The sequence below is a fragment of the Ornithinimicrobium humiphilum genome (assembly GCF_006716885.1).
Taxonomy (GTDB): domain Bacteria; phylum Actinomycetota; class Actinomycetes; order Actinomycetales; family Dermatophilaceae; genus Ornithinicoccus; species Ornithinicoccus humiphilus.
Map to the genome: position 1 here is coordinate 2,390,184 of NZ_VFPU01000001.1, position 23,407 is coordinate 2,413,590.

The 23,407-nt window shown below is 74.1% G+C and carries 24 protein-coding genes; 8 read left to right on the top strand and 16 right to left on the bottom strand.

Annotation, left to right across the window (positions count from 1 at the left end):
- Positions 1-6: 6 nt before the first annotated feature.
- A complete protein-coding gene (locus FB476_RS11265; RefSeq protein ID WP_141818829.1) occupies positions 7-1,503 on the bottom strand; it encodes a beta/alpha barrel domain-containing protein in 1,497 nt (498 codons plus the stop codon).
- A gap of 199 nt (positions 1,504-1,702) precedes the next feature.
- Between FB476_RS11265 and FB476_RS11270 the strand changes: the two genes are divergently transcribed.
- Entirely contained in the window at positions 1,703-2,380 is a 678-nt protein-coding gene (locus FB476_RS11270; RefSeq protein ID WP_141818830.1) for an arsenate-mycothiol transferase ArsC, read from the top strand.
- Between the two features lie 79 nt (positions 2,381-2,459).
- On the opposite strand, the gene FB476_RS11275 is transcribed toward FB476_RS11270, so the two are convergent.
- From FB476_RS11275 to FB476_RS11310, 8 genes are all read right to left on the bottom strand, one after another.
- Positions 2,460-3,128 (bottom strand): HAD-IA family hydrolase, encoded by a 669-nt coding sequence (locus FB476_RS11275; protein WP_141818831.1) that lies wholly within the window; start codon positions 3,126-3,128, stop codon positions 2,460-2,462.
- Positions 3,129-3,173: 45 nt separating this feature from the next.
- Positions 3,174-3,674 (bottom strand): hypothetical protein, encoded by a 501-nt coding sequence (locus FB476_RS11280; RefSeq protein WP_141818832.1) that lies wholly within the window; start codon positions 3,672-3,674, stop codon positions 3,174-3,176.
- A complete protein-coding gene (locus tag FB476_RS11285; RefSeq protein ID WP_238329677.1) occupies positions 3,671-4,075 on the bottom strand; it encodes a pilus assembly protein in 405 nt (134 codons plus the stop codon). The genes FB476_RS11280 and FB476_RS11285 overlap by 4 nt, the downstream gene beginning before the upstream one ends.
- Positions 4,076-4,110: 35 nt before the next feature.
- The gene (locus FB476_RS11290; RefSeq protein ID WP_238329678.1) at positions 4,111-4,506 is read right to left on the bottom strand and encodes a TadE/TadG family type IV pilus assembly protein; all 396 of its coding nucleotides are present in this window, start codon (positions 4,504-4,506) and stop codon (positions 4,111-4,113) included.
- Positions 4,503-4,724 (bottom strand): hypothetical protein, encoded by a 222-nt coding sequence (locus FB476_RS11295; protein ID WP_141818836.1) that lies wholly within the window; start codon positions 4,722-4,724, stop codon positions 4,503-4,505. The genes FB476_RS11290 and FB476_RS11295 overlap by 4 nt, the downstream gene beginning before the upstream one ends.
- A gap of 90 nt (positions 4,725-4,814) precedes the next feature.
- Positions 4,815-5,747, bottom strand: coding sequence for a type II secretion system F family protein (locus FB476_RS11300; protein ID WP_141818838.1), 933 nt, complete (start codon positions 5,745-5,747; stop codon positions 4,815-4,817).
- Positions 5,744-6,607 (bottom strand): type II secretion system F family protein, encoded by an 864-nt coding sequence (locus tag FB476_RS11305; RefSeq protein WP_141818840.1) that lies wholly within the window; start codon positions 6,605-6,607, stop codon positions 5,744-5,746. Before FB476_RS11305 ends, FB476_RS11300 begins: the two co-directional genes overlap by 4 nt.
- On the bottom strand, positions 6,607-7,836 hold the full coding sequence (locus FB476_RS11310; RefSeq protein ID WP_141818842.1) for a TadA family conjugal transfer-associated ATPase: 1,230 nt from the start codon (positions 7,834-7,836) through the stop codon (positions 6,607-6,609). Before FB476_RS11310 ends, FB476_RS11305 begins: the two co-directional genes overlap by 1 nt.
- A gap of 192 nt (positions 7,837-8,028) precedes the next feature.
- On the opposite strand from FB476_RS11310, the gene FB476_RS11315 reads away from it, so the two are divergent.
- On the top strand, positions 8,029-11,832 hold the full coding sequence (locus tag FB476_RS11315; RefSeq protein WP_170233602.1) for an FtsK/SpoIIIE domain-containing protein: 3,804 nt from the start codon (positions 8,029-8,031) through the stop codon (positions 11,830-11,832).
- On the opposite strand, the gene FB476_RS11320 is transcribed toward FB476_RS11315, so the two are convergent.
- Positions 11,783-12,220 (bottom strand): hypothetical protein, encoded by a 438-nt coding sequence (locus tag FB476_RS11320; RefSeq protein ID WP_141818846.1) that lies wholly within the window; start codon positions 12,218-12,220, stop codon positions 11,783-11,785. The genes FB476_RS11315 and FB476_RS11320 overlap by 50 nt on opposite strands.
- Positions 12,217-12,990, bottom strand: a complete 774-nt coding sequence (locus FB476_RS11325; protein ID WP_141818848.1) for a GNAT family N-acetyltransferase — start codon at positions 12,988-12,990, stop codon at positions 12,217-12,219. The genes FB476_RS11320 and FB476_RS11325 overlap by 4 nt, the downstream gene beginning before the upstream one ends.
- Positions 12,991-13,108: 118 nt before the next feature.
- On the opposite strand from FB476_RS11325, the gene FB476_RS11330 reads away from it, so the two are divergent.
- From FB476_RS11330 to FB476_RS11340, 3 genes are read left to right on the top strand one after another with little or no spacing between them, the layout of a single operon-like run.
- Complete coding sequence (locus FB476_RS11330; RefSeq protein ID WP_141818849.1) at positions 13,109-13,657, top strand: PGPGW domain-containing protein; 549 nt, start codon at positions 13,109-13,111, stop codon at positions 13,655-13,657.
- A gap of 44 nt (positions 13,658-13,701) precedes the next feature.
- Complete coding sequence (locus FB476_RS11335) at positions 13,702-14,703, top strand: DNA polymerase III subunit beta family protein (protein ID WP_141818851.1); 1,002 nt, start codon at positions 13,702-13,704, stop codon at positions 14,701-14,703.
- The gene (locus tag FB476_RS11340) at positions 14,700-14,978 is read left to right on the top strand and encodes a hypothetical protein (protein WP_141818853.1); all 279 of its coding nucleotides are present in this window, start codon (positions 14,700-14,702) and stop codon (positions 14,976-14,978) included. The genes FB476_RS11335 and FB476_RS11340 overlap by 4 nt, the downstream gene beginning before the upstream one ends.
- Before the next feature lie 64 nt (positions 14,979-15,042).
- On the opposite strand, the gene FB476_RS11345 is transcribed toward FB476_RS11340, so the two are convergent.
- The gene (locus tag FB476_RS11345; protein ID WP_202876966.1) at positions 15,043-16,368 is read right to left on the bottom strand and encodes an MFS transporter; all 1,326 of its coding nucleotides are present in this window, start codon (positions 16,366-16,368) and stop codon (positions 15,043-15,045) included.
- Between the two features lie 13 nt (positions 16,369-16,381).
- A complete protein-coding gene (miaB, locus tag FB476_RS11350; RefSeq protein ID WP_141818857.1) occupies positions 16,382-17,914 on the bottom strand; it encodes a tRNA (N6-isopentenyl adenosine(37)-C2)-methylthiotransferase MiaB in 1,533 nt (510 codons plus the stop codon).
- A gap of 118 nt (positions 17,915-18,032) precedes the next feature.
- On the opposite strand from miaB, the gene FB476_RS11355 reads away from it, so the two are divergent.
- Positions 18,033-18,560: a DUF5709 domain-containing protein gene (locus FB476_RS11355; RefSeq protein WP_141818859.1), complete on the top strand. Its 528-nt coding sequence runs from the start codon at positions 18,033-18,035 to the stop codon at positions 18,558-18,560.
- 9 nt (positions 18,561-18,569) lie between these two features.
- On the opposite strand, the gene FB476_RS11360 is transcribed toward FB476_RS11355, so the two are convergent.
- Complete coding sequence (locus FB476_RS11360; RefSeq protein WP_141818861.1) at positions 18,570-19,265, bottom strand: regulatory protein RecX; 696 nt, start codon at positions 19,263-19,265, stop codon at positions 18,570-18,572.
- Entirely contained in the window at positions 19,265-20,377 is a 1,113-nt protein-coding gene (gene recA / locus FB476_RS11365) for a recombinase RecA (protein ID WP_141818863.1), read from the bottom strand. The genes FB476_RS11360 and recA overlap by 1 nt, the downstream gene beginning before the upstream one ends.
- Positions 20,378-20,740: 363 nt before the next feature.
- On the opposite strand from recA, the gene FB476_RS11370 reads away from it, so the two are divergent.
- Positions 20,741-22,012: an aspartate kinase gene (locus FB476_RS11370; RefSeq protein WP_141818865.1), complete on the top strand. Its 1,272-nt coding sequence runs from the start codon at positions 20,741-20,743 to the stop codon at positions 22,010-22,012.
- 5 nt (positions 22,013-22,017) lie between these two features.
- Positions 22,018-23,115 (top strand): aspartate-semialdehyde dehydrogenase, encoded by a 1,098-nt coding sequence (locus FB476_RS11375; RefSeq protein WP_141818867.1) that lies wholly within the window; start codon positions 22,018-22,020, stop codon positions 23,113-23,115.
- A gap of 63 nt (positions 23,116-23,178) precedes the next feature.
- On the opposite strand, the gene FB476_RS11380 is transcribed toward FB476_RS11375, so the two are convergent.
- A complete protein-coding gene (locus tag FB476_RS11380) occupies positions 23,179-23,406 on the bottom strand; it encodes a DUF3046 domain-containing protein (RefSeq protein ID WP_141818869.1) in 228 nt (75 codons plus the stop codon).
- Between the last annotated feature and the right edge of the window lies 1 nt (position 23,407).

A 23,407-nucleotide genomic window follows, 5' to 3' on the forward strand; every position in this document is an offset into this window, starting at 1 on the left:
CGAGCCTCAGACGGCGGCGAGCCGCACGGCCGGCAGGGCCTCCTGGAGGTACTGCAGGGCGTGCACCGCGCGCCACCCGGAGGTGTAGCGCTTGATGAGCTCCTTGGCGCCGGCGAGGTCCTGGCCGAGGGTGACGAGGATGTCCTCGACGTAGCCGTCCTTGCGGTGCTGGCCCAGGCCGATGTTGGCCATCAGGCCGTTGCACAGGCACTTGCGGCCGACGGTGTCCTCGACGTCGCCGCCCTTCTTGACGTACATGTGCACGGGCTCGGCGGCGCAGCGGTAGCCGATCTCGCCGTCCTCGCGCTCGAAGGGCTGGCGCAGGTAGGACAGGTCGCACAGCCGCGGGCGGGCCTCGTAGACCTCGGTCTGGCTGGCGCTGCCCTCGAGCGTCGCCACCTTGAAGGGGAAGCCCGTCGGGCTGGCGCGGGGGTCGTTGCGCACGGTGAGCTCGTCGCTGCGCAGCTGGTCGAGCAGCTGGGCGCGGGTCTCGTCGGCCAGGCCGGAGTCGAGGGAGAGCGCGAAGAGCGTGCCGACCTGCACGCCGACGGCGCCGGCGCCCAGCGCCTCGGCGACCAGCTCGGGAGTGCCGTAGGCGCCCGCCATCCAGAACGGCAGGCCGAGGGCCGCCATCTTGGCCAGGTCGGCCTCGTCACGGCTGCTGTAGACCGGCTCGCCGTGCTCGTCGAGCTGGAGCTTGCCGCGCGGGGGCGCGGAGTGGCCACCGGCCGGCGGGCGCTCGACGACGAAGCCGTCGGGGCGGATCTGCGGGTCACGGTGCAGGTAGGACGCGAGCTGGTCGACCGAGACGATCGCCAGGAAGTCGGGGCGCTCCACCGCGGGCAGGTCCTGGCCGAGCAGGTCGACCGGGTCGACGGAGATGGTCCGCTTGATGCGACCGCCCAGGACGTCGGCGGAGATGCTGCCGGTCTCACCCGCTGCGAGCGAGCGCAGCAGCTGGGGGATCTCGCGCGGGATGCCCGCGCCCATGAGGACGTAGTCGACGCCCGCGAGCATCGCGCCGAAGAGCGCGGTCGGGGTCGCCATCTGGACCTTCTCGAGGCAGTTGATGCCGACGACGGCGTCCGGGCCGAGGCCCTCCTTGGCGAGCCAGACCTCGGCGAAGTTGGCGACGACCGCCAGCTCCTGCCCCGCACGGGCGGTCTGCAGGGTCAGCTTGGGGATCGGCTTGTAGGGCATCGCGGGGGCCTTGCCACCCTCGATGAAGTACTTCTCCAGCACCCGCTCGGCCATCGCCCGGCTCGGGAAGGCGGCCAGCGCCCGGCGGTAGTGCCCGCCCGGGTCGCCGTTCTGGAGGACCCGCGAGAGGACGGCGTCCATGGCGGTGCCCGAGACCACGCCGAGGTGGCCGGCCTTGGCCACCTCGCGGGCGAGCCTCCATCCGGAGACGGCCACCCCCATGCCGCCCTGGATGACGACGGGGCGGGGGCGCTCTCGGCGCGGGGTGGGAACGGGGTGGAGCTCGGTGTGCGCAACGGCCATGCTTGAGAAACTTCCGGATCGGGGAACCTACGTAACCGTAGGTTTCGGTCGCGTAACTTACGGTAGCGTAAGTTCGCTGCCCCGTCCTCCTCTCCGGATCCGCCCTCGCGAAGCTCGGATCGAAGCCGTCCGCTGAGCAGCGACGCATCCCCCGGCGTACACTGGTTGTTCACCCGGAGTTCACCTAGGGAGGCCGGCGATGGAGCTGCGGAGCGCGATGTACGACCGAGCGGTGGCGCGGGTGCAGGACGAGCTGACCGAGCGCTTCCGGGACGGCTTCTCCCCCGCCGAGGTGGCTGCAGTGATCGCCCGGGGTCGCGAGATGCTCGAGAAGTCTGGCCGGCACGCGCCCTTCGTCCCGGCCCTGCTCGACCGCTGGGCCCGCGACGAGCTGCTCTCGACGGCCCGCCGCGAGGGGCGCCCGCTGTCGCCGCTGCCCAAGATCCTCTTCGTCTGCGAGCGCAACGAGGGACGCTCCCAGGTCGCGGCCGCGCTGGCCGAGCACCTCTCGGGCGGCCGCGTGCTCGCCCGCTCCGCCGGCATCCACCCCACCGGCCGTCTCAACCCGCACGCCAGCACCGTCCTGGCCGAGCGCGGCATCGAGCTGCGCAACCCCCTGCCCTCGGAGGTCCAGGCCGACGCCCTCGACGCCGCCGACGTGCTCGTGCTCATCGGCTGCTCGTCGTGCGACCTGGAGGGCCGGCGCACGGTGCGGTGGGACGTCGACGACCCCTACGCCGCGGAGCTGCCGGAGGCGCGGCGCATCGCCGACGAGGTCGAGGTCCGGGTGCGAGCGCTGCTGGACGAGCTGGGCGTGCCGGTCGTGGAGGGTGAGCAGGCCGAGCGCGAGCTGGCGGAGGCCGACGTCGCCCGCTGAGCGGCGCACCTCATCGCCTGGGCAAGGTCCTGCCGGTCAGGCGCCGTTCTGGACGACGCCTGGTCGGCGCAACCTTGCCTCAGGCGGTGACCGGGGCCAGCGAGACCCGGACGCCGTCGGCCGTGAGGGAGAACTGGACGGCCGAGAGGTCGGTGACGACGTGGTCGGCCAGCGGTGCCAGCTCGTCGGCCGAACTGGTCGTCGTGACCGCGAGCGTCGCGGCGCCGGCCGCCCGGCCGGAACGCAGGCCCGCCGGAGCGTCCTCGACGACGAGGCAGCGCACAGGGTCGACGCCGAGCCGCTCGGCGCCGAGCAGGTAGGGCTGCGGGTCGGGCTTGCCGCGGGTGAAGTCCTCGGCGGTCAGCAGCACGGCGGGCGGACGCAGCCCCGCGGCCGTGAGGCGCAGGCGGGCGAGCTCGCGGGTGGCGGACGTGACCATGGCGGCCCGCTCCCCCACGGCCTCCAGCGCCTGCGCCGCTCCGGGCAGGGCGACGACCCCCTCCAGGTCCTGCAGCTCCCGCGCGTCGATGTCGGCGGTCGCCAGGTCGATGTCGTCCCCCGGCTCGAGGAGGGCGGTGACGATGCTGCGGCTCGGAACCCCGTGGAAGCCCTTCAGGCGCTCCACCGGGATGCCGCGGTCGAGGGCCCACGCCCGCCAGGCCCGCTCCACCACCGCGGTCGAGTCGGTGAGCGTGCCGTCGTTGTCGAAGAGGACGGCCTCGAAGGTCTCGGCGGTGATGTCACGCATTCGTCCAGTCTCGGACAGACGGGATGCGGCGCTGGCACCCGGGGGTCACGGCACGAGGTCGCTGCGGGCGGTGGACGTCATCGTCACCGTCACCCCGCCGCCGAAGGCACCCAGCACCGAGGACACCACCGGGATGCGTGCCTCGCCGCTCACCACCACCACGGCGGTGCGGCCGTCCGGGGTGCCCGTGCCAGGTGCGATCGCCCAGCCGTCGAGCCGCGACGGCAGCTCGCGCCCGGCCAGGTGCGCACCGGCCGCCTCGACCACGGTGGCGTCGGTCAGGGGCACCCCGCTGCCCACGCCCTCTCCGTAGGCGCGCTCGAGCGCAAGGGCGTCACTGGCATCGAGGGCGGCGGCGTCGGCGGCGTCGAGGACGTGGATCCGGCTGAGCTGGACCGACGTCACCGCGGCGACTCCGAGCACGAGCGCCACGCACACCGCGACCATCCCGGCCATGAGGATGCTGATCTGGCCGGAGTCGTCCGCCTCATGGCGAAGGTGACCGCTGCCGGCAGCAACCGGGACCGAGGGGCGTTGCGCGCTCACCGACCCTCCCGGAAGGCGTCGACCGCCTCGACGTGCCGCGAGGTCAGCGCGACGGACGTCGGCACCGAGCCCTGCATGAAGTCGGGGATCAGCGGCAACGGCACGACGATCTCGGACGAGACGACGACCCGGCTGCCGGACTCGAGGCAGCCGCCGTCGCAGGCGACCGACACGGTGCCCTCCCCCTTCTCGAAGCCGTGCGCGGTGAAGACCAGGTCGGCCGCCGCGACGGCCCGCCCGGCAGCAGACTCCACGTCCGGCGAGGTGACGAACGTCCGTCCCGCCTCGCGCGCCGCCGCGGACACGGCATACGCCCCGGCCTGGGCCCGGCCGAGCGTCGCCACCAGGTAGAAGAGCGGGACGACGAGGAGCACGAGGAGGAAGGCGGTCTCGACCGTCATGGAGCCGCGTTCCGCCCACCCTGCCCGGCGTCCGTTCACTGGCCCTCCGCGTAGGCGTGGCCGGTGACGACCATCGCGTCGGCCGGGCCGAACGGCCCGAACACCGGCATGGGCAAGGTGGCCGTGACCTCGACGACCTCGACTCCGGCGACCGTGGTGCGGGTCGCGGTGACGTCCACCCCCGAGGCGGCGGGGATGCTGCGTCCCAGCAGCTCCCGCGCCCGGGCGGCACCCTCGGCGGGCGAGGAGTCGGCCCGGGCCCCGTGGCGAGCGCCCTCGACGACATGGGCCGTGGCGGTGTTGTGCAGGTGCAGCGCGAGCGCGAGCTGGGCGGCGGCCAGCAGCACCAGGCTGACGAGACCGGCGAGCATGGCGAACTCCGAGACCGCCGCCCCGCGGTCCCGCTCGCCGAGCCACCGGTCCCGGGTCACCCGCCGACGCTGGAGACGGCGGTGGTGAACAGCCCCGTCAGCAGCGGCTCGGCGACGAGCCACAGCGCGGCGACGAGGCCGGCAGTCATGATCGTGATCAGGACCCACCCGGGCACGTCGCCGCGCTCGGGCTCGGAGGCCCACTGGCGCAGCCGCTGGGGCAGCTCGCGCAGGGGGGCGGTGGATCTGATGGTCGGGGTGGTGGTGGAGCGACGCATGGGTCTTCCTTCGTCCGGGGCGACGGGGCCGCCTGCTTCGGGTTGTCCGGGTGCCTCCTGGCCCGCCGCGTCCGGGGCGGGCCAGGGACGTCAGAGGGCGATCCGCAGCATGGTCACCCCCGGGTAGACGGCGAAGAGGACGGTGACGGGGAGGACGAGGAAGACGACCGGGACCATCATCGTGATCTCGCGCTTCCCGCCCTCCTCGATGAGCGCCTGGCGGGCCGCCTCACGGGCGTCGGCCGCCTGCGCGCGCAGCACCTCGCCCAACGGGGTCCCGCGCTGGATGGCGACGACCAGGCCGTCGACGAAGCGGACGATCGGGCCCAGCCCCGTGCGTTGCCGCAGGGCCTGCAGCGCCTCGGGCAGGCTGGCGCCGGTGCGGGCCTCGGCCAGGCACAGCTGGAGCTCGCCGGCCAGCTCTCCCGAGGAGAGCCGGGCCACCCGCTCCAGGGCCTGGACGGTCCCCTCGCCCGCCGTCACCGACAGCGCCAGCAGCTCGGCGATCGCGGGGAACTCCGCCAGGATCAACCGCTCCCGCCGGGCGGCCGCCCGGCTCAGCAGGTGGTCGCGCAGCACCGCGCCCCCGAGGAAGGCGCAGCCGACGAGGACGGCGAGCGCAACGACGCTGGCGCCGCGGGTCCACCACAGGATCGAGCCCAGCCCGGCGGCAGCGGCGGCCGCGGCCAGGCCCCAGACGACCTGCTGCACCCGGAAGCCCTCGACGTCGGGCGCCAGTCCGGCTCGCTGCAGGCGCGAGCGGACCGACTCCCGCCCGCCCAGCACGCCGTCCAGGGCTGTGGCACCTCGTCGGGCGAGCGGGGAGAGCAGGTCGGCGAGGCCCCAGGTCCGTCGGTCGTCCAGCCGCAGCAGGCGGGACCGGGTCGGCGGCCGGTCGAGGTAGGGCTCGATCCGGGCCACGAGGTCGATGCGCCGGGTCAGCGGGAGCCCGGCATGGACCAGGAGAAGACCGACGCCGAGCACCAGCCCGAGCGCGGCTCCCCACCACTGCGCGAGGGTCATCGCAGCACCCGCTGCTCGGCGGGCAGCCGGCCGATGGTGATCATCAGCCGGTAGGCGAGGACGCTCGCCCCCGCACCGGCAGCCAGGACCATGGCACCGCCCGGCGTGCCGTAGGCCTCCAGGGTGGACCCCCGAGATGCCAGCAGCAGGAGCACCGCCCAGGGCGCGGCCATGGCGAGACGGGCGGCGTTGACGGTCCACGACTGCCGCGCCTCGAGCTCGGCCCGGGCGCGGGCGTCTTCTCGCAGGAAGGACGACAGCGCCCTCAGCACCGAGCCGAGGTCGGTGCCGCCGACGTCGCGCGCGAGACGCAGGGCCTCCACGAGGCGGTCCGCGACGGGATCGGCGAGGCGCTCCTTGAGCAGGTCGAGGGACTCCGAGAACCTCCCCGTCGCCCGGTAGTCGTGGGTGAACTCGACGAACTGCGGTCGCAGCTCCTCCGGGCCGCGCTCGCCCAGCTGGACGAGCGCCTCGGGCAGCGCCAGCCCGGCACGCACCGCGGAGTGGACGTGGTCGACGGCATCGGGCCACACGTCCCGCAGGCGGGTCCGGCGGGACCTGGCCCTCGCCCGGACCACCGCGAAGGGCGTCCACACGGCGATGCCGGCGAAGCACAGCGCGACGGTGACCACCCCGGTCAGCACCTGGAGCAGCAGGAGGGCGACGGCGCCGAGCACGAGCGCGAAGGCGACGAACGTCCACGGGCCGAGCCCGCGGATCCCGGCCAGCACGATCTCGTCGCCCAGCCGCTCGACCCGGCTCCGCCCCGGCCGGGGCGGAGCCGCCTCCCGTGGCCACCAGGACCACCAGATGCAGGCCAGGCCGAGACCCAGCAGCAAGCCCCAGGCCGCTCCGGCCATCACGCCGACCCGAGGAGGGCACGCAGGTCGTAGCCCGCACGGACGAAGCGTTCCTCGTGGGGCGGGTAGCCCTCGGCCCGCACGAGCCGGCCGTCGCGCCGCACGAACAGGTCCGCGATCTCCACCACCTCGCCCTCCACGCGCCCGGGCAGTGCCACGATCTCCCGCACCCGGCGCTGGCCGTCGGGCTCGAGACCGAGGTGGACGACCAGGTCGACGGACGCGGCGACCGTCGGCACGACGAAGCTGGAGGAGACGTTGGGCCCCGCCAGCAGCGGCAGGGTGCACATCTTGGTGACGGCCTCGCGAGCGCTGTTGGCGTGGACCGTCGCCATGCCGGGCAGCCCGCTGTTGAGGGCGATGAGCAGGTCGAGGCTCTCCTCCTGCCGCACCTCGCCGACGATGATGCGCCCCGGTCGCATCCGCAACGCCTCCTTGACCAACCGGCGCAGCGGGATCTCGCCCGTCCCCTCGAGGGAGGGCTGACGGCACTGCATCGACGCGACGTCGCGCAGGTTGACCTTCAGCTCGAAGACCTCCTCGCAGGTCACGACGCGCTCGTGCGGCGGGATCGCGGCCGCCAGGCAGTTCAGCAGCGTCGTCTTGCCCGCCTGCGTGCCGCCCGCGACGAGGACGTTGAGCCCCGCGACCACGGCCGCCTCCAGGAAGCGGGCGGCGTGCTCGGTCAGGCTGCCCAGGCGCACCAGGTCGGAGAGGTCGTCGGCCGCCACGACGAACTTGCGGATGTTGACGGCCCAGTGGCGCCGCGTGATGTCAGGGATGGTCACGTGCAGACGGCTGCCGTCCGGCAGCGCCGCGTCGACGAAGGGGCTGCTGAGGTCCACCCGGCGACCGGAGCTGCGCAGCATGCGCTCGACCAGGTCGTGGACCTGCTGCTCGGTGAGGAAGGTCGGTGTCAGCTCGGACCGGCCGTGCCGGGCGACGAACACCTTGCTGGGCTCGTTGATCCAGATCTCCTCGACCGTGGGGTCGTCGAGATAGGCCTGCAGGGGGCCGAAGCCGGCGACCGCCTCGACGAGCAGCCGCTGCGCCTCGCCGCGGTCGGTCAGCGGCACCAGGCCACCGATCAGCGCCCGGTCGTCGTAGTCGTCGAGCACCTCGCCGATGAGGGAGCGGACCTCCACCTCGTCGCGGGCGGGGTCCAGGCGTCGGCGGCGGATGAGCTCGCGCACGTCGTCCTCGAGCAGCTGCAAGGCCGGTCCCTGCATCGCGGCGTCCCTCCCCTCGTGCGACCGGACCGCCCCGACGGCCCCGGGTCCGCACCATGTGACCAACCGGGATCTGCAGAGTAAAGGGACTTTGCCAAGTCCTTACCGAACCCGAACCGAACCTGTGGACGACCGGTCCACCTGTGGACGACGAGCCCGGGCGGGGTGCCCGTCCGGACCACGATGGCGTCCATGAGGGTCCACGTCACGGCCCCCGGGAGGGGGCGCCCACGGCACCTGGTCGTCACCGCGCCCGCGCACGCCACGACCGGCGAGCTGCACGCCGTGCTCGGAGCCGAGGAGGCGCCGGCCGACCCGTCGGCACCGCTGCGCCACGGGTATGCCGTGCCCGGGCCGATGGCCGGGGAGCCCGCGAGCGCGGTGCGCCTCGTCGTCTCCGCGGGCCCGGACGCCGGCGCCTCGGTCAGCCTGCCGGCCGGCCGGGCCGTGACCGTCGGCCGCGCTCCCTCGTGCGACCTCGTCGTGCACGACGAGGCCCTCTCCCGGGCCCACGTGCAGGTCCGGCACGAGCGGTCCGGCGTGGTCGTGGAGGACCTCGGGTCGACCAACGGGCTGCGGTGGGAGTGTCCGGACGCTCACCCGCCGGAGGACCACGACAGCAAGGACCAGCAGGACGAGGTCGGACCGGCGGTCTCGACGGCCCCCTGGCCACCCGGTGCCACCCTGGAGGTCGGGTCGAGCCGGCTCGTGCTCGTGCTGGAGCCGCTTCCACCCGTCTCCGGCCACGAGGAGGAGGGGCGGCTCGTCGTCACTCCCTGGCCGCGGCCGAGGGTGCCGGTCGAGGAGCGTCGTCTGGCCTCACCCGCACCACCGGTCCCCCGCGAGGTGCCTCGCCCGTCGGTCTGGGCGTGGACGCTGCCGCTGGTGGCCGCCGGCCTGCTCGCGGCGGTGCTGCGGACCCCGACGATGCTGCTGTTCGGCCTGATGGCCCCGGCCATGCTCCTGGGGCACCACCTGGGCGAGCGGCGCTCGGCGCGCCTCGACCACCGGACGGCGACGGACCGGCACCGGCGGGCGCTCGCCGACGTCCGGGCGGCGGCCGAGCAGGCCCGCCGCGACGAGCTCGTCCGTCTGCGGAGCGCCCACCCCGGACTGCTCGGCCCCGTCAGCGCCCTGCTCCCCCGCCCGACCGCGGGGTTGTGGTCGGACGCCGGCGGACCTCCGGTGACGGTGCTGGGCGAGGCGACCGCCCTGTCGCAGGTGAGCCTCGACGCGACGCCCCTGCGGCACCCCACGGCACCGCTCCCGCTCGACCTGTCCACGCCCCTCGCGGTCGTCGGCCCCCGCCCGCTGCGGGACGCCCTCGCCCGCAGCCTGCTGCTGCAGGTCGCCTGCCGCCTCCCACCCTCCGAGCTGTCCATCACGGTCGACCCCGACGCGACCCCCACCGACAGCTGGGACCTGCTGGCCTGGCTGCCGCACACCCGGCCGTCGACCGCCGACGTCACGGGGACGACCATCGCCTGGCAGCGACCGGACGGGCTGCTCCTGCTCGACGACGTGACCGAGGCCCCGGCCGGGACCACCCAGGTCCTCCTGGGGGATGCCCGGACGGCCGTCCTGCGCCGCCCCGGTCGGGACGACGTCCGGTTCCGCCCCACCCTGCTGGGACTCCCTCTCGCGCGCCGCCTGGCCCGCACGCTCGCGGGTCTGACCGACCGTGCCCAAGGACCGGCAGCAGCGCCCTCCGGCGCGTCCCGTCTCGGTGACCTCCTCCCCTGGCCCACGACACCGGAGGACGTCCGACGCGCCTGGGCGTCCCCGTCCCGCTCGCTCGCGGTCCCGCTCGGGACGGACGAGCACGGCACGCCCTTCCTCGTCGATCTCGCCCGCGACGGCCCGCACGCCCTGGTCGCCGGGACGACGGGCTCCGGCAAGTCCGAGCTGCTGCGCACCCTGGTCACGGGCCTGGCCCTGCGGCTACCGCCCTCGGAACTCTCCCTGCTCCTCCTCGACTACAAGGGTGGTTCCTCGCTCGGCGAGTGCGCCGCGCTGCCGCACACCACCGGGCTCGTCACCGACCTCGACCCCCACCTGGCCGAACGCGTGCTCGTGTCCCTGCGTGCGGAGCTCCACCGCCGCGAGGCCGTGCTCGCGCGGGTCGGCGCACGGGACGTGCGCGACCACGCCGGGCCGGACCTGCCCCGCCTGCTCGTCGTCATCGACGAGTTCCGGGTGCTCGCCGAGGAGCTGCCGGACTTCCTCGGCGGGCTGGTCAGGCTGGCGGCCGTCGGACGCAGCCTCGGCGTCCACCTCGTGCTCGCCACCCAGCGCCCGGCCGGCGTCGTCTCGGCCGACCTGCGGGCCAACGTCAACCTGCGGATCGCGCTGCGGGTGCGGGACACGGCGGACAGCCTCGACGTCGTGGAGGTGCCCGACGCCGCCGCCCTCCCCGAGCACAGCCCCGGCCTGGCGCTGCTGCGCACCGGCTCCGGGGCGCCACGGCAGGTCCGTGTCGCCCGGGTCGGGCCGGGTGCGCCACCCACCCGGGCGGAGTGGGAGGTCGACGAGGTCGACGGGGTATGGAGCGGCTGGCGGGCGCTGCACCGTCCCCCGGCGGCGGACGTGGCCGAGGACGGTCTGGGCGAGCTGCCTCGACTTCTGGCCGACGCCGCCGCGGGCGAGGGGCTCGCCGCCCGGCCCGTCTGGCAGGCACCGCTGCCGGATGTGATCCCGTTGGACACCCCGGGCGTCTGGGCGGTCGCCGACCGGCCCGACCAGCAGGGGCGTGAAGAGCTCCGCTGGGACGCCCGCTCGCACCTCGGGGTGGTCGGGGCCGCCCGCAGCGGCCGGACGACCGCCGTGCGCGCCCTGCTGTCCGCGGCCGGACCGGTGTGGCTCTTCGTCCTCGACCCCGCCCGCGGCCTGGAAGGGACCGAGGTCGCGCGCCACCCGGGGCTGCGGGGCTGGGTGGGGCCGTCCGACCCGGCGCACGCCGTGCGGGTGCTCGAGGTCGTCGACGACCTGGTCAGCGCGCGCCTGACCGCCGGCCCGGACCCGGACCGCGCACCGGTGGTGCTCGTGGTCGACGGCTGGGACCGCTTCCTGGACGCCTACGGCGAGCTCCGTCACGGGCGGGCTCGCGAGCTCGCCCTGCGGGTGCTGAGGGACGGGGCCGCCGCCGGGGTCGTGGTCCTCCTCACGGGTGACCGGTCCCTGCTCCTCGGCGCCGTGGCCGCAGGCCTCCCCGAGACCTGGGCGCTGGCCCTCCACCAGCCCGACGACCTCGCGCTGGCCGGGCTGCGCTCCTCCCAGATCCCCCGGCACCAGCCGCCCGGCCGGGCGGTCCGGCTCCGCGACGGGCTCCTCGCCCAGGTCGTGCTGCCGGCGGGCGACGGGCCCCAGCCGGGCCCGCCTCCCGGGACCGCGCCACCCCGGGTCGTGAGCCTGCCGGCATCCCGGCCTTCGGACGTCCCTCCCGGCACCTGGGCGTTGGGTGGTGACGAGGCCGAGCCCCTCCCTGCCCCCAGACCTCCCCTGCTGGTCGCGGGCCCACCGGGGTCAGGAGTCAGCACGGCCCTGGCGTCGCTCGCGCGACTCCTCCCCGGCCCCGGGCTCCGCATCGACGCGACGTCGCTGGGCGCCCCCGACGACCTGGCCCGCCGGCTCGAGGACCACGACGGGCCGGTCGTCGTCGACGACGCGCACCTGCTTGCCGGCAGCCCGGTCGAGGACGCGGTCCTGGCGTGGGCCGCGCGGGCCTCCGGTCCGCTCCTGGTGGGCGTCGAGCTCGAGGCCGCAGGCTCCGCCTTCCGCGGGCTCGTCCCACTGGTGGGCCGGCACCGACGAGGGCTCGTGCTCTCCCCCTCGACACCCACCCACGGCGGGGTGCTCGGCGTCAGGCTGCCCGTCGGCGACCGTCCGGTCCCCGGTCGCGGGGTGCTCGTCGAGGCCGGTCGGTGCACCCGTGTCCAGGTGCTCCCGCTCAGCCCTCCGGCGTCGGAGTCGACAGCCCCGTCCCCAGGCGGCCCATGAGGAAGACCGAGACGACCGTCGACGCGCTGATCAGCACGACGAGGCTCGCCAGCCACCACGGGGCGAACTGGAACATCGCGATACCGAGCGGCACGAGCAGGAAGTTGAAGGCGATCGCGGGCGCCTGCGCGCGCGGATGCCGCATACCCAGGCCTTTGGCCGTGTAGAAGAGGCCGAGAACGAAGACGAGGATCGTCACCACCGACATGATCACGACCATGAGGTCGGTGCCGTGGCCGAGCACCAGCTCGTAGACGTAGAAGAGCGCGATGCCGACCAGCACCAGCGCCTCGAGCCCGACCAGGGCCGTCGCGACGCGGGTGGCGAGCAGCTCGCGCGGCGTCGGCGCGCTGGGCGCGGTCGATCCCCCCGCCCCCGTAACGGTCATGACCGTGATCTTCTCAACGAGCGCGTGTGCAGGCGGTGGGCCGTGCGGTAGCCGAGGGCGTCGTAGAGCCGCAGCGCCGCGGTGTTGTCGCTGTAGACGCCCAACGTGCTCACCCCGGCCTCCTCGATCGCGGCCGTCGTCAGGCGCGCGGTGAGGAGGGCACCGATCCCCCGGCCGCGCTGCTCCTGCGCCACGACGATCCCGGCCAGGTGCGGGATGCCCGAGGCCAGCTCGTGCACCGCCCCGACCCCGACGAGGTCGCCGTCGTCGACGACCCCCAGCCAGAGCGTCGCGTAGCCGCGACCCGGGTAGCCCTCGAACGAGAGGTTGTGCCGGAGCCCGAAGTCAGCGATCCGCTCGGCGTCCTCGACGTCGTCCAGCTCCACGAGCTCCACGCCCTCCACCACACGGTCGAGGACCGGCGTCTCACGCGTCCAGAGGAAGTCCCAGTGCCCCGAGCCGGAGGGGGCCAGCCCGCCCGGCACCTCCAGCGACCGCCCCGGCAGGGTCGAGAACCACTCGACGGACACGCCCTGCTCGTCGGCGAGGGCGGCGAGCACCGCGAGCGCCTCGGACTCGGCACGCTCCGGGCTCCCGGGGGCCACGACGGCGGTCCCGCCCCAGTGGCCGGAGGGGCGCCACGGACCCACGCAGGCCCAGCCGTCCTCCCCCGCGACGGCGAGCAGCTCGGAGGACGTCGCCCACCGGACCCACGGGTCCTGGGCGCTCAGCTCGAGCAGCTGCGTCCGGTCGACCTGGGCCCACGTCACGCCGAACACTGTGCCACACGGGGCACCCCCGTCGGGCAGCCGGATCCGCCGTCGGAGGCCGCACCGGACGGGCGGGGTGGCACAGGGAGGGGCCAGGGTCCGAGGTTAGGGTTTTCCCGTGACCTCGGCGAAGCGCCTCGTGCTCGAGACCCTCGGGTGGGTGCTTCTGGCGGCCGGTGTGCTGGCCCTCTTCCTCCCCGGCCCCGGGATGCTCCTCATCCTGTCCGGGCTCGTCGTGCTGTCCACGCAGTACCACTGGGCGCGGCGGCTCACCGAGCCGGTCAAGGTCAAGGCCTGGCTGGCCGCGGTCGAGAGCGTGGAGACCAAGCGCCGCATCGTGCTGTCCGCCCTGGGCGCCCTGAGCCTGGCGGCCATCGGCGTCTTGTGGATCTGGTCACCGCCCGCCCCCGCCTGGTGGGTCCTCGACGACGCCTGGTGGCTCTTCGGCGGCGCGGTCGTCGGGGGCACCCTCATCGGCTCCAGCGTCCTGGGCCTGGGCCTGCTGATCTTCTCGGTCGTGCGCTTCCGCGGACGTCCCGCGGCCGTCGCGCACGTCATGCGCATGCAGACCGACTACAAGGTGCGCGTCGCGCGCCGCAAGGTGGCCCACCGCCGGCTCAACCGGCGCACCGGCCGCCGCGACCGCTTCTGGCACGGGCACCTCTAACCGGTGCTTGACCCTCACCCTGGTGCAGACCCCAGGCTGAGGTCATGACCGACGTCCCCCGCCTGCTCTCCATCGGCGAGCTCTCCCGCGCCAGCGGCATCAGCGTGAGCGCGCTCCGCTTCTACGATCGCACCGGAGTGCTCGCCCCCGCCGACGTCGAGCCGGCCACGGGCTACCGGCGCTACCTGCCCTCGCAGGTGGCGCAGGCACGGCTGCTCGCCGGTATGCGGCGGGTCCAGATGCCGGTCGCCGAGATGGCCGCCGCGCTCGAGGCGGTGCGGACCGGCGACGTCGGGACGGCCGACGACCTGCTCACCGCCCACCTCGACCGCCTCGAGACCGGCCTGCAGCAGGCGCGCGCCCAGGTCGCGCAGCTGCGGGCCGCGGTGGCCGACGGCACCCCGCCCCTGCCGGAGGACGCTCCCGTCGCCGGCGTCCCGGCCGCGACCCTGCTCGCCAACCTGGCCGCGGTCCGGCACGCGGTCAGCACCGACCCCGACCTGCCCGCCCTCCAGGGGGTGCTGGTCGAGGTCGGTGACGGGCTGACGCTGGTGGCGACCGACCGCTACCGCATGGTCGTCGCCGGCCCGTGGCGCCGGAGCTCGATCAACACCACCCCGGGGTCGGTGCTCCTGCCTGCCGAGGAGGCCGACCGGCTCGCGTCCTGGCTCCGCGGCCGGGACTGCTCGCTGGAGGTCTCGGTCGAGGACGACCACCTCGTCGTGAGCGCCGACGACGACGAGCTGCGGCTGACGGGCATGGACGAGCCCTATCCCGACTACCGCGCGGTGCTCGACCACGGCGGGGCGGACCGCCCGGTCGACGGCGCCGCGCTGCAGGCCGCCCTGGCCGGGACCGACCGGCTCGTCGACCTCGACGGGCTGACGGTCGACCGGGACTACCTGTGGCAGGCGGTGGGCGCCGTCCCCGACGGCCGCGTCATGCTGCCCGCCGAGGGCGTCCTGGCCCCGCTCGTGGTGCGCTCCCCCGACGAGGACGACGTGCTCGCGCTCGTCATGCCGGTGCTGCGGCAGGAGCAGCCGTGAGCGTCCTGATGCACCTGTGCCGCACCTGCCGGCACCGCGCCACCTCCCACGACGGTGGTGACCGCGGCTACAGCGGGTGCCGCTGCTGCCTGGGCGCCGGCGACATCGACCCACGACCCGTCCTCGTGGCGACCTTCACCAGCCCGGGCGGGCGCCCCGAGCCGCTCTACCCGCCGGGCACGCTCTGGAACGCCGGCACCATGCACCGGCTGACGCTGTGCGCCTGCGTGGCGTGCCACGAGGAGCACGCCCGGCTGGCGCAGCGGGCGGGCTGAGGCGGGGCGGGCAGGCCCGTCCTTCGGGGGAGGAACGCGGGGTATGCCGCCGCGTCCCGTCGGCTCAGCGTGCGACCTGGTAGCGCACGAAGGCCGGCACCGCGAGGGCTGCGACGATCACGAGGACCACGACCAGGAGGCCGCCGCCCGCGGTGGCGACGCCGGGGCCGAGCGCCGAGCCGGCACCGCCGTGGACCACGTCGGCGATCCGCGGACCCCCGACCACCACGACGAAGAAGACTCCCTGCAGCCGCCCGCGGACGTCGTCCTCGGCAGCCTCCTGCAGCATCGTCGAGCGGAAGGCGGCCGAGGCCATGTCGGCCGCGCCGGCGACCGCGAGCGCGGCGACCGCCAGGACGAGCAGCACCTGCAGGGCCGGCGTGCCCTCGAGGCCGCGCTGGCCCAGCTGCACCGAGCCGTCGACGCGCCCGGCCGCCAGGAAGACCAGCCCCGCGCCCCCGATCCCCAGCCCCCAGACGACGACCGAGACGATCACGGCCAGCCCCTGGCGACGCACCCGCGAGACCCAGCCGGAGAAGACGCCGCCGAGCGCGGCCCCGAGCGGGATGGCGGCCATGAGGAGCGCGAAGGCGATGCCACCCTCGAGCGGACCACCGAAGACCTCATGCCCCACCTGCGGGAAGAGGGCCCGCGGCATGCCGAAGACCATCGCGATGAGGTCGACCACGAAGCTCATCAGCAGCACGGTGTGCAGGCGCAGGTAGCGCAGCCCGTCGAGCACGTGCCCCAGGCCCACCCGCCCCGTCGCGACCGTGGTCGGGGGCATGGCCGGCAGCCGCACCACGGCCCACAGGGTGGCGAGGAGGAGCACGGTGTCGGCGGCGTAGAGGGCCGCGTAGCCCAGGACCGGGATGAGCGCGCCGCCGGCCAACGGGCCGGCGATCGCGCCGAACTGCATCACCGTCATGTTCAGGGCGTTGCCGGCGGGCAGCTGCTCGGGTGGGATGAGTCGCGGCAGGATCGCCGCGCGGGCCGGCTGGTTGAGGGCGAAGAAGGCCTGCTGGAGCGCGAGGATCCCCAGCAGGAGCCACACGTTGCGGAGGTCGAGGACCGCCTGCAGGCAGAAGAGCGCGCTGGCGGCGATGATGCCTGTCGTCGTGACCACCAGCAACCGCCGCCGGTCCATGTGGTCGGCCAGCGCTCCGCCGTAGAGCCCGCCGACGACGAGCGGGACGAGGGCGAACAGACCGGCGACCCCGACCATCGCCGAGCTCCGCGTGATGGCGTAGATCTGCGCGGGGACCGCGACGACCGTCAGCTGCGCGCCGATGACCGTGACGATGTTGGCCAGCCAGAGCCGCCGGAAGTGCGGATTCTGCAGCGGCCGGGTGTCGGCGAAGGTGGCACGCGCGCGTGCGCGGAGGCCCACAGCCAGGCCGTGGTCAGTCGGTCGGGCAGCAGGCGACCGCGGCCACCTCGCGCTGCGGCGGCGCGCCGATGCTCGGGATGCCGAGGCTCACGGCCGGCTTGCGCTTCACGCCCGGCGTCGCGCCCTCCTGGAGCGCCTCCCAGGCGTCGCCGCCGCGGGTGCGGCGCACGGCATACACCCCGCCCTGGACGCCGGAGTCGGCGATCAGGTGGTGCGGGGCGCCGTAGGTGACGGCCACGGTGACGACGTCGCCGGGGCGCGGACGCTCCGCACCCGGCGGCACGGCGAAGTGGACGAGCCTGTTGTCGCGGGCGCGGCCGGACAGGCGCTCGGTCTCGGCGTCCTTGCGGCCCTCGCCGGGCGCGACGAGCACCTCGACCTCGCGGCCCTCGAGCTCGCGGTTGCCGGCCCAGGAGACCTCCTCCTGGACGGCGATGAGCCGGTCGAAGCGCTCCTGCACGACCTCCTTGGGCACCTGGCCCTCCATCTCGGCCGCAGGGGTGCCGGGGCGGATGGAGTACTGGAAGGTGAAGGCGCTGGAGAAGCGGGAGGCTCGGACGACGTCGAGGGTGTCCTGGAAGTCCTCCTCGGTCTCGCCCGGGAAACCGACGATGAGGTCGGTGGTGATCGCGGCGTCGGGGATCTGCGCACGGACACGGTCGAGGATCCCGAGGAACTTCTCGCTGCGGTAGGAGCGGCGCATCGCCCGCAGCACACGGTCGGAGCCGGACTGCAGCGGCATGTGCAGGCTCGGCATGACGTTGGGGGTCTCGGCCATCGCGGCGATGACGTCGTCGGTGAAGGCCGCCGGGTGCGGGCTGGTGAAGCGCACCCGCTCCAGGCCCTCGATCTCGCCGCAGGCGCGCAGCAGCTTGCCGAAGGCGAGCCGGTCGCCGAACTCCACGCCGTAGGTGTTGACGTTCTGGCCCAGCAGGGTCACCTCGACGACGCCCTGGGCGACGAGCGCCTCGATCTCGGCGAGGATCTCGCCCGGTCGGCGGTCCTTCTCCTTGCCGCGCAGGCTCGGCACGATGCAGAACGTGCAGGTGTTGTTGCAGCCGACGGAGATCGACACCCAGGCGGCGTAGGCCGAGTCGCGCCGGGTCGGCAGCGTGGAGGGGAATACCTCCAGGGACTCGAGGATCTCGACCTCGGCCGCCTTGTTGTGGCGGGCGCGGTCGAGCAGCGCCGGCAGCGAGCCGACGTTGTGCGTGCCGAAGACGACGTCGACCCACGGCGCGCGCGCGACGATCGTCGAGCGGTCCTTCTGCGCGAGGCAGCCGCCGACGGCGATCTGCATGTCGGGGTTCTTCAGCTTGGCGGGGCGCAGCTGGCCGAGGTTGCCGTAGAGCTTGTTGGAGGCGTTCTCGCGGACGGCGCAGGTGTTGAACACCACGACGTCGGCGACCTCGGGACGCTCCCCCTCGGGCAGGCTGGACAGTTCGACGTAGCCCGCCGTCTCGAGCAGGCCGGCGAGCCGCTCGGAGTCGTGCACGTTCATCTGGCAGCCGTGCGTGCGCACGTCGTAGGTCTTGGTGGTGTTCATCGCACCCTCAAGGGTAATGCCGCCCGGACGTGTCGTCGTCCTCCTCACAGCGCGGATCCCCTACCGGTCGTAGGATGAGGTCACCCCAGGAAAGCACCTTCTGAAGGAGGGGCGAACCATGATCACCGGCGATCGAGAGAGCATCGGCGACGAGTTCGGCGTCTACAGCATCGACGACGAGGACCAGCTCTCGTCCGAGGACACCCTCGACGGCGACGGGGACCCGCTGGACCGCGGGTACCGCGTCCCGGAGCGGCTCCAGGGCGTGACCTCGCACGGGTTGACCCCGTCCGAGCAGTCCACCGGAGAGACGATCGACCAGCGGGTGCGTCAGGAGGATCCCGACCCGTGGTCCGCCCCCGACGACGATGACGCCGAGGACGACGGCTTCACCACCGGCGAGGACGCCGACGCGGTGCGCGCGCGGCTGCGCGACGAGGAGTACGGCCGGGTCGGGCGGATCGTCGCCCCCGACGAGGGCCTCACCGAGGACCGCGAGGAGCGCCTGGTCGCCCGCGAGGGCAGGCCCACCAGCTGGGACTCCCCCGAGGAGTCGGCGATGCACTACACCGACGGCGACGAGGACGAACTCACCGAGGTCGAGTGGGACCCGGCCGACGAGCCGGTCGGCGACGACGACGAGTGAGCGGGACGGTCAGTCGCGCAGGTGCTCGGGCAGCTCGTCCAGCGCCTCGCGGATGACCTGGTGGGAGACCGACGAGCCGTAGCCCTTGCGGGCCAGGAAGCCCGCCAGCCGCCGGGTCTGCACCTCCCGGTCCAGGCCCCGCATCGTGCGCAGCCGGCGGGCGACCAGCGCCCGGGCCTGCTCCTTCTCGCGCTCGGGGTCGACCTCCTCCAGCGCCGCCTCGACCACGTCGTCGGCCACGCCCTTCTGGCGCAGCTCGTGGCGCAGCGCCGACGCGGCGAGGCCCTTGGTCTCCTGCCGGGAGCGCACGAACATCTCGGCGTAGGACTCGTCGTCGACGAGCCCGACCTCGGTCATGCGGTCGAGGACGGCGCGGGCCACCTGCGGCTCGCACCCGCGGTCGCGCAGCTTGTCCTCGAGCTGACGTCGGGTGCGCGGCCCCATGGCCAGCTGCCGCAGCACGATGCTGCGGGCGACGGCGTGGGGGTCGGGCTCGCCGCCCGCGGACTCCGACGACCCACCGCCCGCGACGCCGGAGCGCCGTGCCGGTCGCGTGCCCGCGTGGGTGGCGTCCCCGCCCTGGACCTCACCGGCCGGGCCCGGCCCACCGCGACGCGGCAGGCCGGAGGCCCTGGCGGCGGACTCGGCCGCCGCCAGGGCCTGTCGAGCGGCGGCGAGCCGGGCCTCGTCCGTGCCGCCGGACATCAGAAGTCGACCGAGACCTCACCGGTGACCGGGTCGACCCCGGCCGGGAGGTCGTCGGTGACCGGCTGGGCGCCGATGCCGAGCTTGGCCTTGATCTTGCGGTCGATCTCGTCGGCCAGGTCCGGGTTGTCCTTGAGGAACTGGCGGGCGTTCTCCTTGCCCTGCCCCATCTGGTCGCCCTCGTAGGTGTACCAGGCGCCCGACTTGCGCACGAAGCCGTGCTCCACGCCCATGTCGATGAGGCTGCCCTCGCGGGAGATGCCCTGGCCGTAGAGGATGTCGAACTCGGCCTGCTTGAACGGCGGAGAGACCTTGTTCTTGACGATCTTGGCGCGGGTGCGGTTGCCGACCGCGTCGGTGCCGTCCTTGAGGGTCTCGATGCGGCGGACGTCGATGCGGACCGAGGCGTAGAACTTCAACGCCTTGCCACCGGTGGTGGTCTCGGGCGAGCCGAACATCACGCCGATCTTCTCGCGCAGCTGGTTGATGAAGATCGCGGTCGTGCCGGTGCTGTTGAGCGCCCCGGTGATCTTGCGCAGCGCCTGCGACATGAGGCGGGCCTGCAGACCGACGTGGCTGTCACCCATCTCGCCCTCGATCTCGGCGCGGGGCACTAGGGCCGCCACGGAGTCGATGACGATGATGTCGAGCGCCCCGGAGCGGATCAGCATGTCGGCGATCTCCAGCGCCTGCTCACCCGTGTCGGGCTGGCTGACGAGGAGGGCGTCGGTGTCGACGCCGAGCTTCTTGGCGTACTCCGGGTCGAGCGCATGCTCCGCGTCGATGAAGGCCGCGATGCCGCCGGCCCGCTGGGCGTTGGCGACGGCGTGCAGCGCCACCGTGGTCTTGCCGCTCGACTCCGGGCCGTAGATCTCGACCACGCGGCCGCGGGGCAGGCCGCCGACGCCGAGCGCCACGTCGAGGGCGATGGAGCCGGTGGGGATCACCTGGATCGGCGGGCGGTCCTCGTCGCCCAGGCGCATCACGGAGCCCTTGCCGTGCTGCTTCTCGATCTGGGCCATCACCGTGTCGAGCGCGCGCAGCTTGTCGTTGCCGGCGCCTCGGGTGGCCGCTCCTGCGGCAGCCTTGGCGGGGGTCCTGGTCTGGGCCATGTCCTGCTCCTTCGTCTCTCGTGGCGAGCGCGTCTACCTTCGACCGGCCGGTCCGGCCGTCCCGCCCTCCTGGGTGCGAAGGACGTCGATCCCGTGTCCGATCAGACGCTAGGTGCCGCCACCGACAGACCCCCTCCCCCACGTGTCCCGCTGGGGAGGACGGCCACCCCGGAGGGCACCATGTGGACCACCGTAATCGAAAACCTGTACGAAACGTCCGCAGGGTCCCCGCGTGTCGCGCGCCGGACAGACATTCCCCCACGTCAAGCCACCCTCCCCACGGCCCTACACTGGGTTCCCATCCCCCCGGGACCGACGCCGCCGTCTCCCGAGCCACGTCATACCGACTGACCAGGAAGTCCCATGGCCCTGATCGTGATGAAGTTCGGCGGCTCCTCGGTCGCCGACGCAGAGGCGATGCTGCGCGTCGCCCAGCGCGTCGTGTCCACCCACCGCGAGGGCAACCAGGTCGCGGTGGTCGTCTCCGCCATGGGCGACACCACCGACGATCTCCTCGACCTGGCCGCGCAGATCACCCCCGGTCCCCCGCCGGAGCGCGAGCTGGACATGCTGCTCTCCGCCGGCGAGCGCATCTCGATGGCGCTGCTGGCGATGGCGATCGAGCGCCTCGGCGTGCCGGCCAAGAGCTTCACCGGCGCCCAGGCCGGCATGGTCACCGACACCTCGCACGGGCACGCCCGGCTCCTCGAAGTCCAGCCCGAGCGCGTGCGCGCCACCCTCGACGCGGGCGGCGTCGCGATCGTCGCCGGCTTCCAGGGCATCAGCACCGACGACGACATCACCACCCTGGGCCGCGGCGGGTCCGACACCACCGCGGTCGCCCTCGCCGCCGCGCTCGACGCCGACGTCTGCGAGATCTACACCGACGTCGACGGTCTCTACACCGCCGACCCGCGCATCGTGCCCACCGCCCGCCGGGTCACCCGGCTCACCATCGAGGAGACCCTCGAGATGGCGGCGCACGGCGCCAAGATCCTGCACCTGCGCGCCGTGGAGTACGCGCGCCGGTTCACCGTCCCGCTCCACGTCCGCAGCAGCTTCTCCGACCAGGAGGGCACGTGGATCCTGGTCGGACGACCCCTCACGGAGGACACCATGGAAGAACCGATCATCTCGGGCATCGCCCACGACAAGTCCCTGGGCAAGGTGACCGCCGTCGGCATCCCCGACCGCCCGGGGGCCGCCGCGACCGTCGTCGGCGCGGTCGCGAAGGCCGGCGTGTCCATCGACATGATCGTCCAGAACGTCTCGACCTCCGACGCCGAGACCTCCGACATCTCCTTCACCATCCCCGAGGCCGACGGCCAGACCGCCGTCGCCGCGATCCGGGCGCTGCAGGACGAGATGGGCTTCGCCGACGTGCTCTACACCAGCCACGTCGGCAAGCTCTCGCTCGTCGGCGCCGGCATGCGCTCCAACCCCTCGGTCGCCTCCGAGCTCTTCGCGGCGCTGGCCGACGCCGGGGTCAACATCGAGATGATCAGCACCTCCGAGATCCGGATCTCGGTCATCTGCGACCAGGCCGACCTCGAGCGCGCGGTGCGTGCGGTCCACACGGCGTTCGACCTGGACGCCGAGGAGCAGGCCGTGGTCTACGGCGGGACGGGCCGGTGAGCGGTATGACGCAGGACGGTCGGCGGCTGCACGTCGCCCTGGTCGGCGCGACGGGTCAGGTCGGCGGCGTGATGCGCCGGCTGCTCTCCGAGCGCGGCTTCCCCGTGGCCTCGGTGCGCTACCTCGCCTCGGCGCGGTCGGCCGGCTCCGAGCTGCCCTGGGACGGCTCGGCCGACGGGGCGCCCGGCTGGGACGAGCCCCGGTCCGTGGTCGTCGAGGACGTCGAGACCGCCGACCTCTCCGGCATCGACGTGGCCCTCTTCTCCGCCGGCGGCGGCGCCAGCCGCGCCCACGCCGGCCGCTTCGCCGAGGCGGGTGCGGTCGTCGTCGACAACTCCTCCGCCTGGCGCATGGACGACGAGGTGCCGCTCGTCGTCAGCGAGGTCAACCCCGACGACCTCGCGCTGGCCGTCGGCGACGGGGGCCGGCGGATCGTCGCCAACCCCAACTGCACGACGATGGCCGCGATGCCGGTGCTGCGCCCGCTGCACGCCGAGGCCGGCCTCGAGCGGCTGCGCGTCGCGACCTACCAGGCGGTCTCCGGCTCCGGCCTGGCCGGCGTCAGCGAGCTCGCCGGACAGGTGCGCAGCGCGGTCTCGGGCGACGTCGAGGGCCTGACCCACGACGGCGCCGCCGTCGACCTGCCCGAGCCGGGTGTCTACGTCGCGCCGATCGCCTTCAACGTCGTCCCGCTCGCCGGCGACCTCGTCGAGGACGGCGAGACCTCCGAGGAGGTCAAGCTCCGCAACGAGTCGCGCAAGATCCTGGGCATCCCGGAGCTGGCGGTCTCGGGCACGTGCGTGCGCGTGCCGGTCTTCACCGGGCACAGCCTCGCCATCCACGCCGAGTTCGCCCGGCCGATCACCCCGGAGCGGGCCACCGAGCTGCTCGCCGACGCCCCGGGCGTCGCGCTGGCCGACGTCCCGACCCCGCTCGCGGCGGCCGGTGCCGACCCGTCCTACGTGGGACGCATCCGCGTCGACCAGTCCGTGCCGGACGGCCGCGGCCTGGTCATGTTCGTCTCGAACGACAACCTGCGCAAGGGCGCCGCCCTCAACGCGGTCCAGATCGCCGAGGTGCTCCTGGAGCGCGGCCTGGTCTGAGCGCCCCTCCGACGCGCACGGCCCCGGCGGATCCCGCCGGGGCCGTCGTCGTCGGAAGGCCCGCTAGCCCTTGTCCTTGGCCTTGGGCTCGGGGAGGTGGTGGTGCTCGGGCGGGACGTCCAGGTCCGCGCACACCGCACGCCATACCGTGCGGGGCGGCAGCCCCTCCTCCAGCGCCTGCGACGGGGTGCGCCCGTCGAGGACCCCCAGCGAGTGCGTGTCGGCGACGACGCGGGCGTAGCCCGCACCGAACTCCTGCTCCATCAGGGCCCAGAACTCGCTCAGACGCACC

What these genes read in the sequence shown, in the direction of transcription:
- FB476_RS11265 (WP_141818829.1), bottom strand. Translation starts at nt 1,503, where the DNA reads ATGGCCGTTGCGCACACCGAGCTCCACCCCGTTCCCACCCCGCGCCGA.
- FB476_RS11270 (WP_141818830.1), top strand. Translation starts at nt 1,703, where the DNA reads ATGGAGCTGCGGAGCGCGATGTACGACCGAGCGGTGGCGCGGGTGCAG.
- FB476_RS11275 (WP_141818831.1), bottom strand. Translation starts at nt 3,128, where the DNA reads ATGCGTGACATCACCGCCGAGACCTTCGAGGCCGTCCTCTTCGACAAC.
- FB476_RS11285 (WP_238329677.1), bottom strand. Translation starts at nt 4,075, where the DNA reads ATGACGGTCGAGACCGCCTTCCTCCTCGTGCTCCTCGTCGTCCCGCTC.
- FB476_RS11295 (WP_141818836.1), bottom strand. Translation starts at nt 4,724, where the DNA reads ATGCGTCGCTCCACCACCACCCCGACCATCAGATCCACCGCCCCCCTG.
- FB476_RS11300 (WP_141818838.1), bottom strand. Translation starts at nt 5,747, where the DNA reads ATGACCCTCGCGCAGTGGTGGGGAGCCGCGCTCGGGCTGGTGCTCGGC.
- FB476_RS11305 (WP_141818840.1), bottom strand. Translation starts at nt 6,607, where the DNA reads ATGGCCGGAGCGGCCTGGGGCTTGCTGCTGGGTCTCGGCCTGGCCTGC.
- FB476_RS11310 (WP_141818842.1), bottom strand. Translation starts at nt 7,836, where the DNA reads ATGCAGGGACCGGCCTTGCAGCTGCTCGAGGACGACGTGCGCGAGCTC.
- FB476_RS11315 (WP_170233602.1), top strand. Translation starts at nt 8,029, where the DNA reads ATGAGGGTCCACGTCACGGCCCCCGGGAGGGGGCGCCCACGGCACCTG.
- FB476_RS11320 (WP_141818846.1), bottom strand. Translation starts at nt 12,220, where the DNA reads ATGACCGTTACGGGGGCGGGGGGATCGACCGCGCCCAGCGCGCCGACG.
- FB476_RS11335 (WP_141818851.1), top strand. Translation starts at nt 13,702, where the DNA reads ATGACCGACGTCCCCCGCCTGCTCTCCATCGGCGAGCTCTCCCGCGCC.
- miaB (WP_141818857.1), bottom strand. Translation starts at nt 17,914, where the DNA reads ATGAACACCACCAAGACCTACGACGTGCGCACGCACGGCTGCCAGATG.
- FB476_RS11355 (WP_141818859.1), top strand. Translation starts at nt 18,033, where the DNA reads ATGATCACCGGCGATCGAGAGAGCATCGGCGACGAGTTCGGCGTCTAC.
- FB476_RS11360 (WP_141818861.1), bottom strand. Translation starts at nt 19,265, where the DNA reads ATGTCCGGCGGCACGGACGAGGCCCGGCTCGCCGCCGCTCGACAGGCC.
- recA (WP_141818863.1), bottom strand. Translation starts at nt 20,377, where the DNA reads ATGGCCCAGACCAGGACCCCCGCCAAGGCTGCCGCAGGAGCGGCCACC.
- FB476_RS11370 (WP_141818865.1), top strand. Translation starts at nt 20,741, where the DNA reads ATGGCCCTGATCGTGATGAAGTTCGGCGGCTCCTCGGTCGCCGACGCA.
- FB476_RS11375 (WP_141818867.1), top strand. Translation starts at nt 22,018, where the DNA reads ATGACGCAGGACGGTCGGCGGCTGCACGTCGCCCTGGTCGGCGCGACG.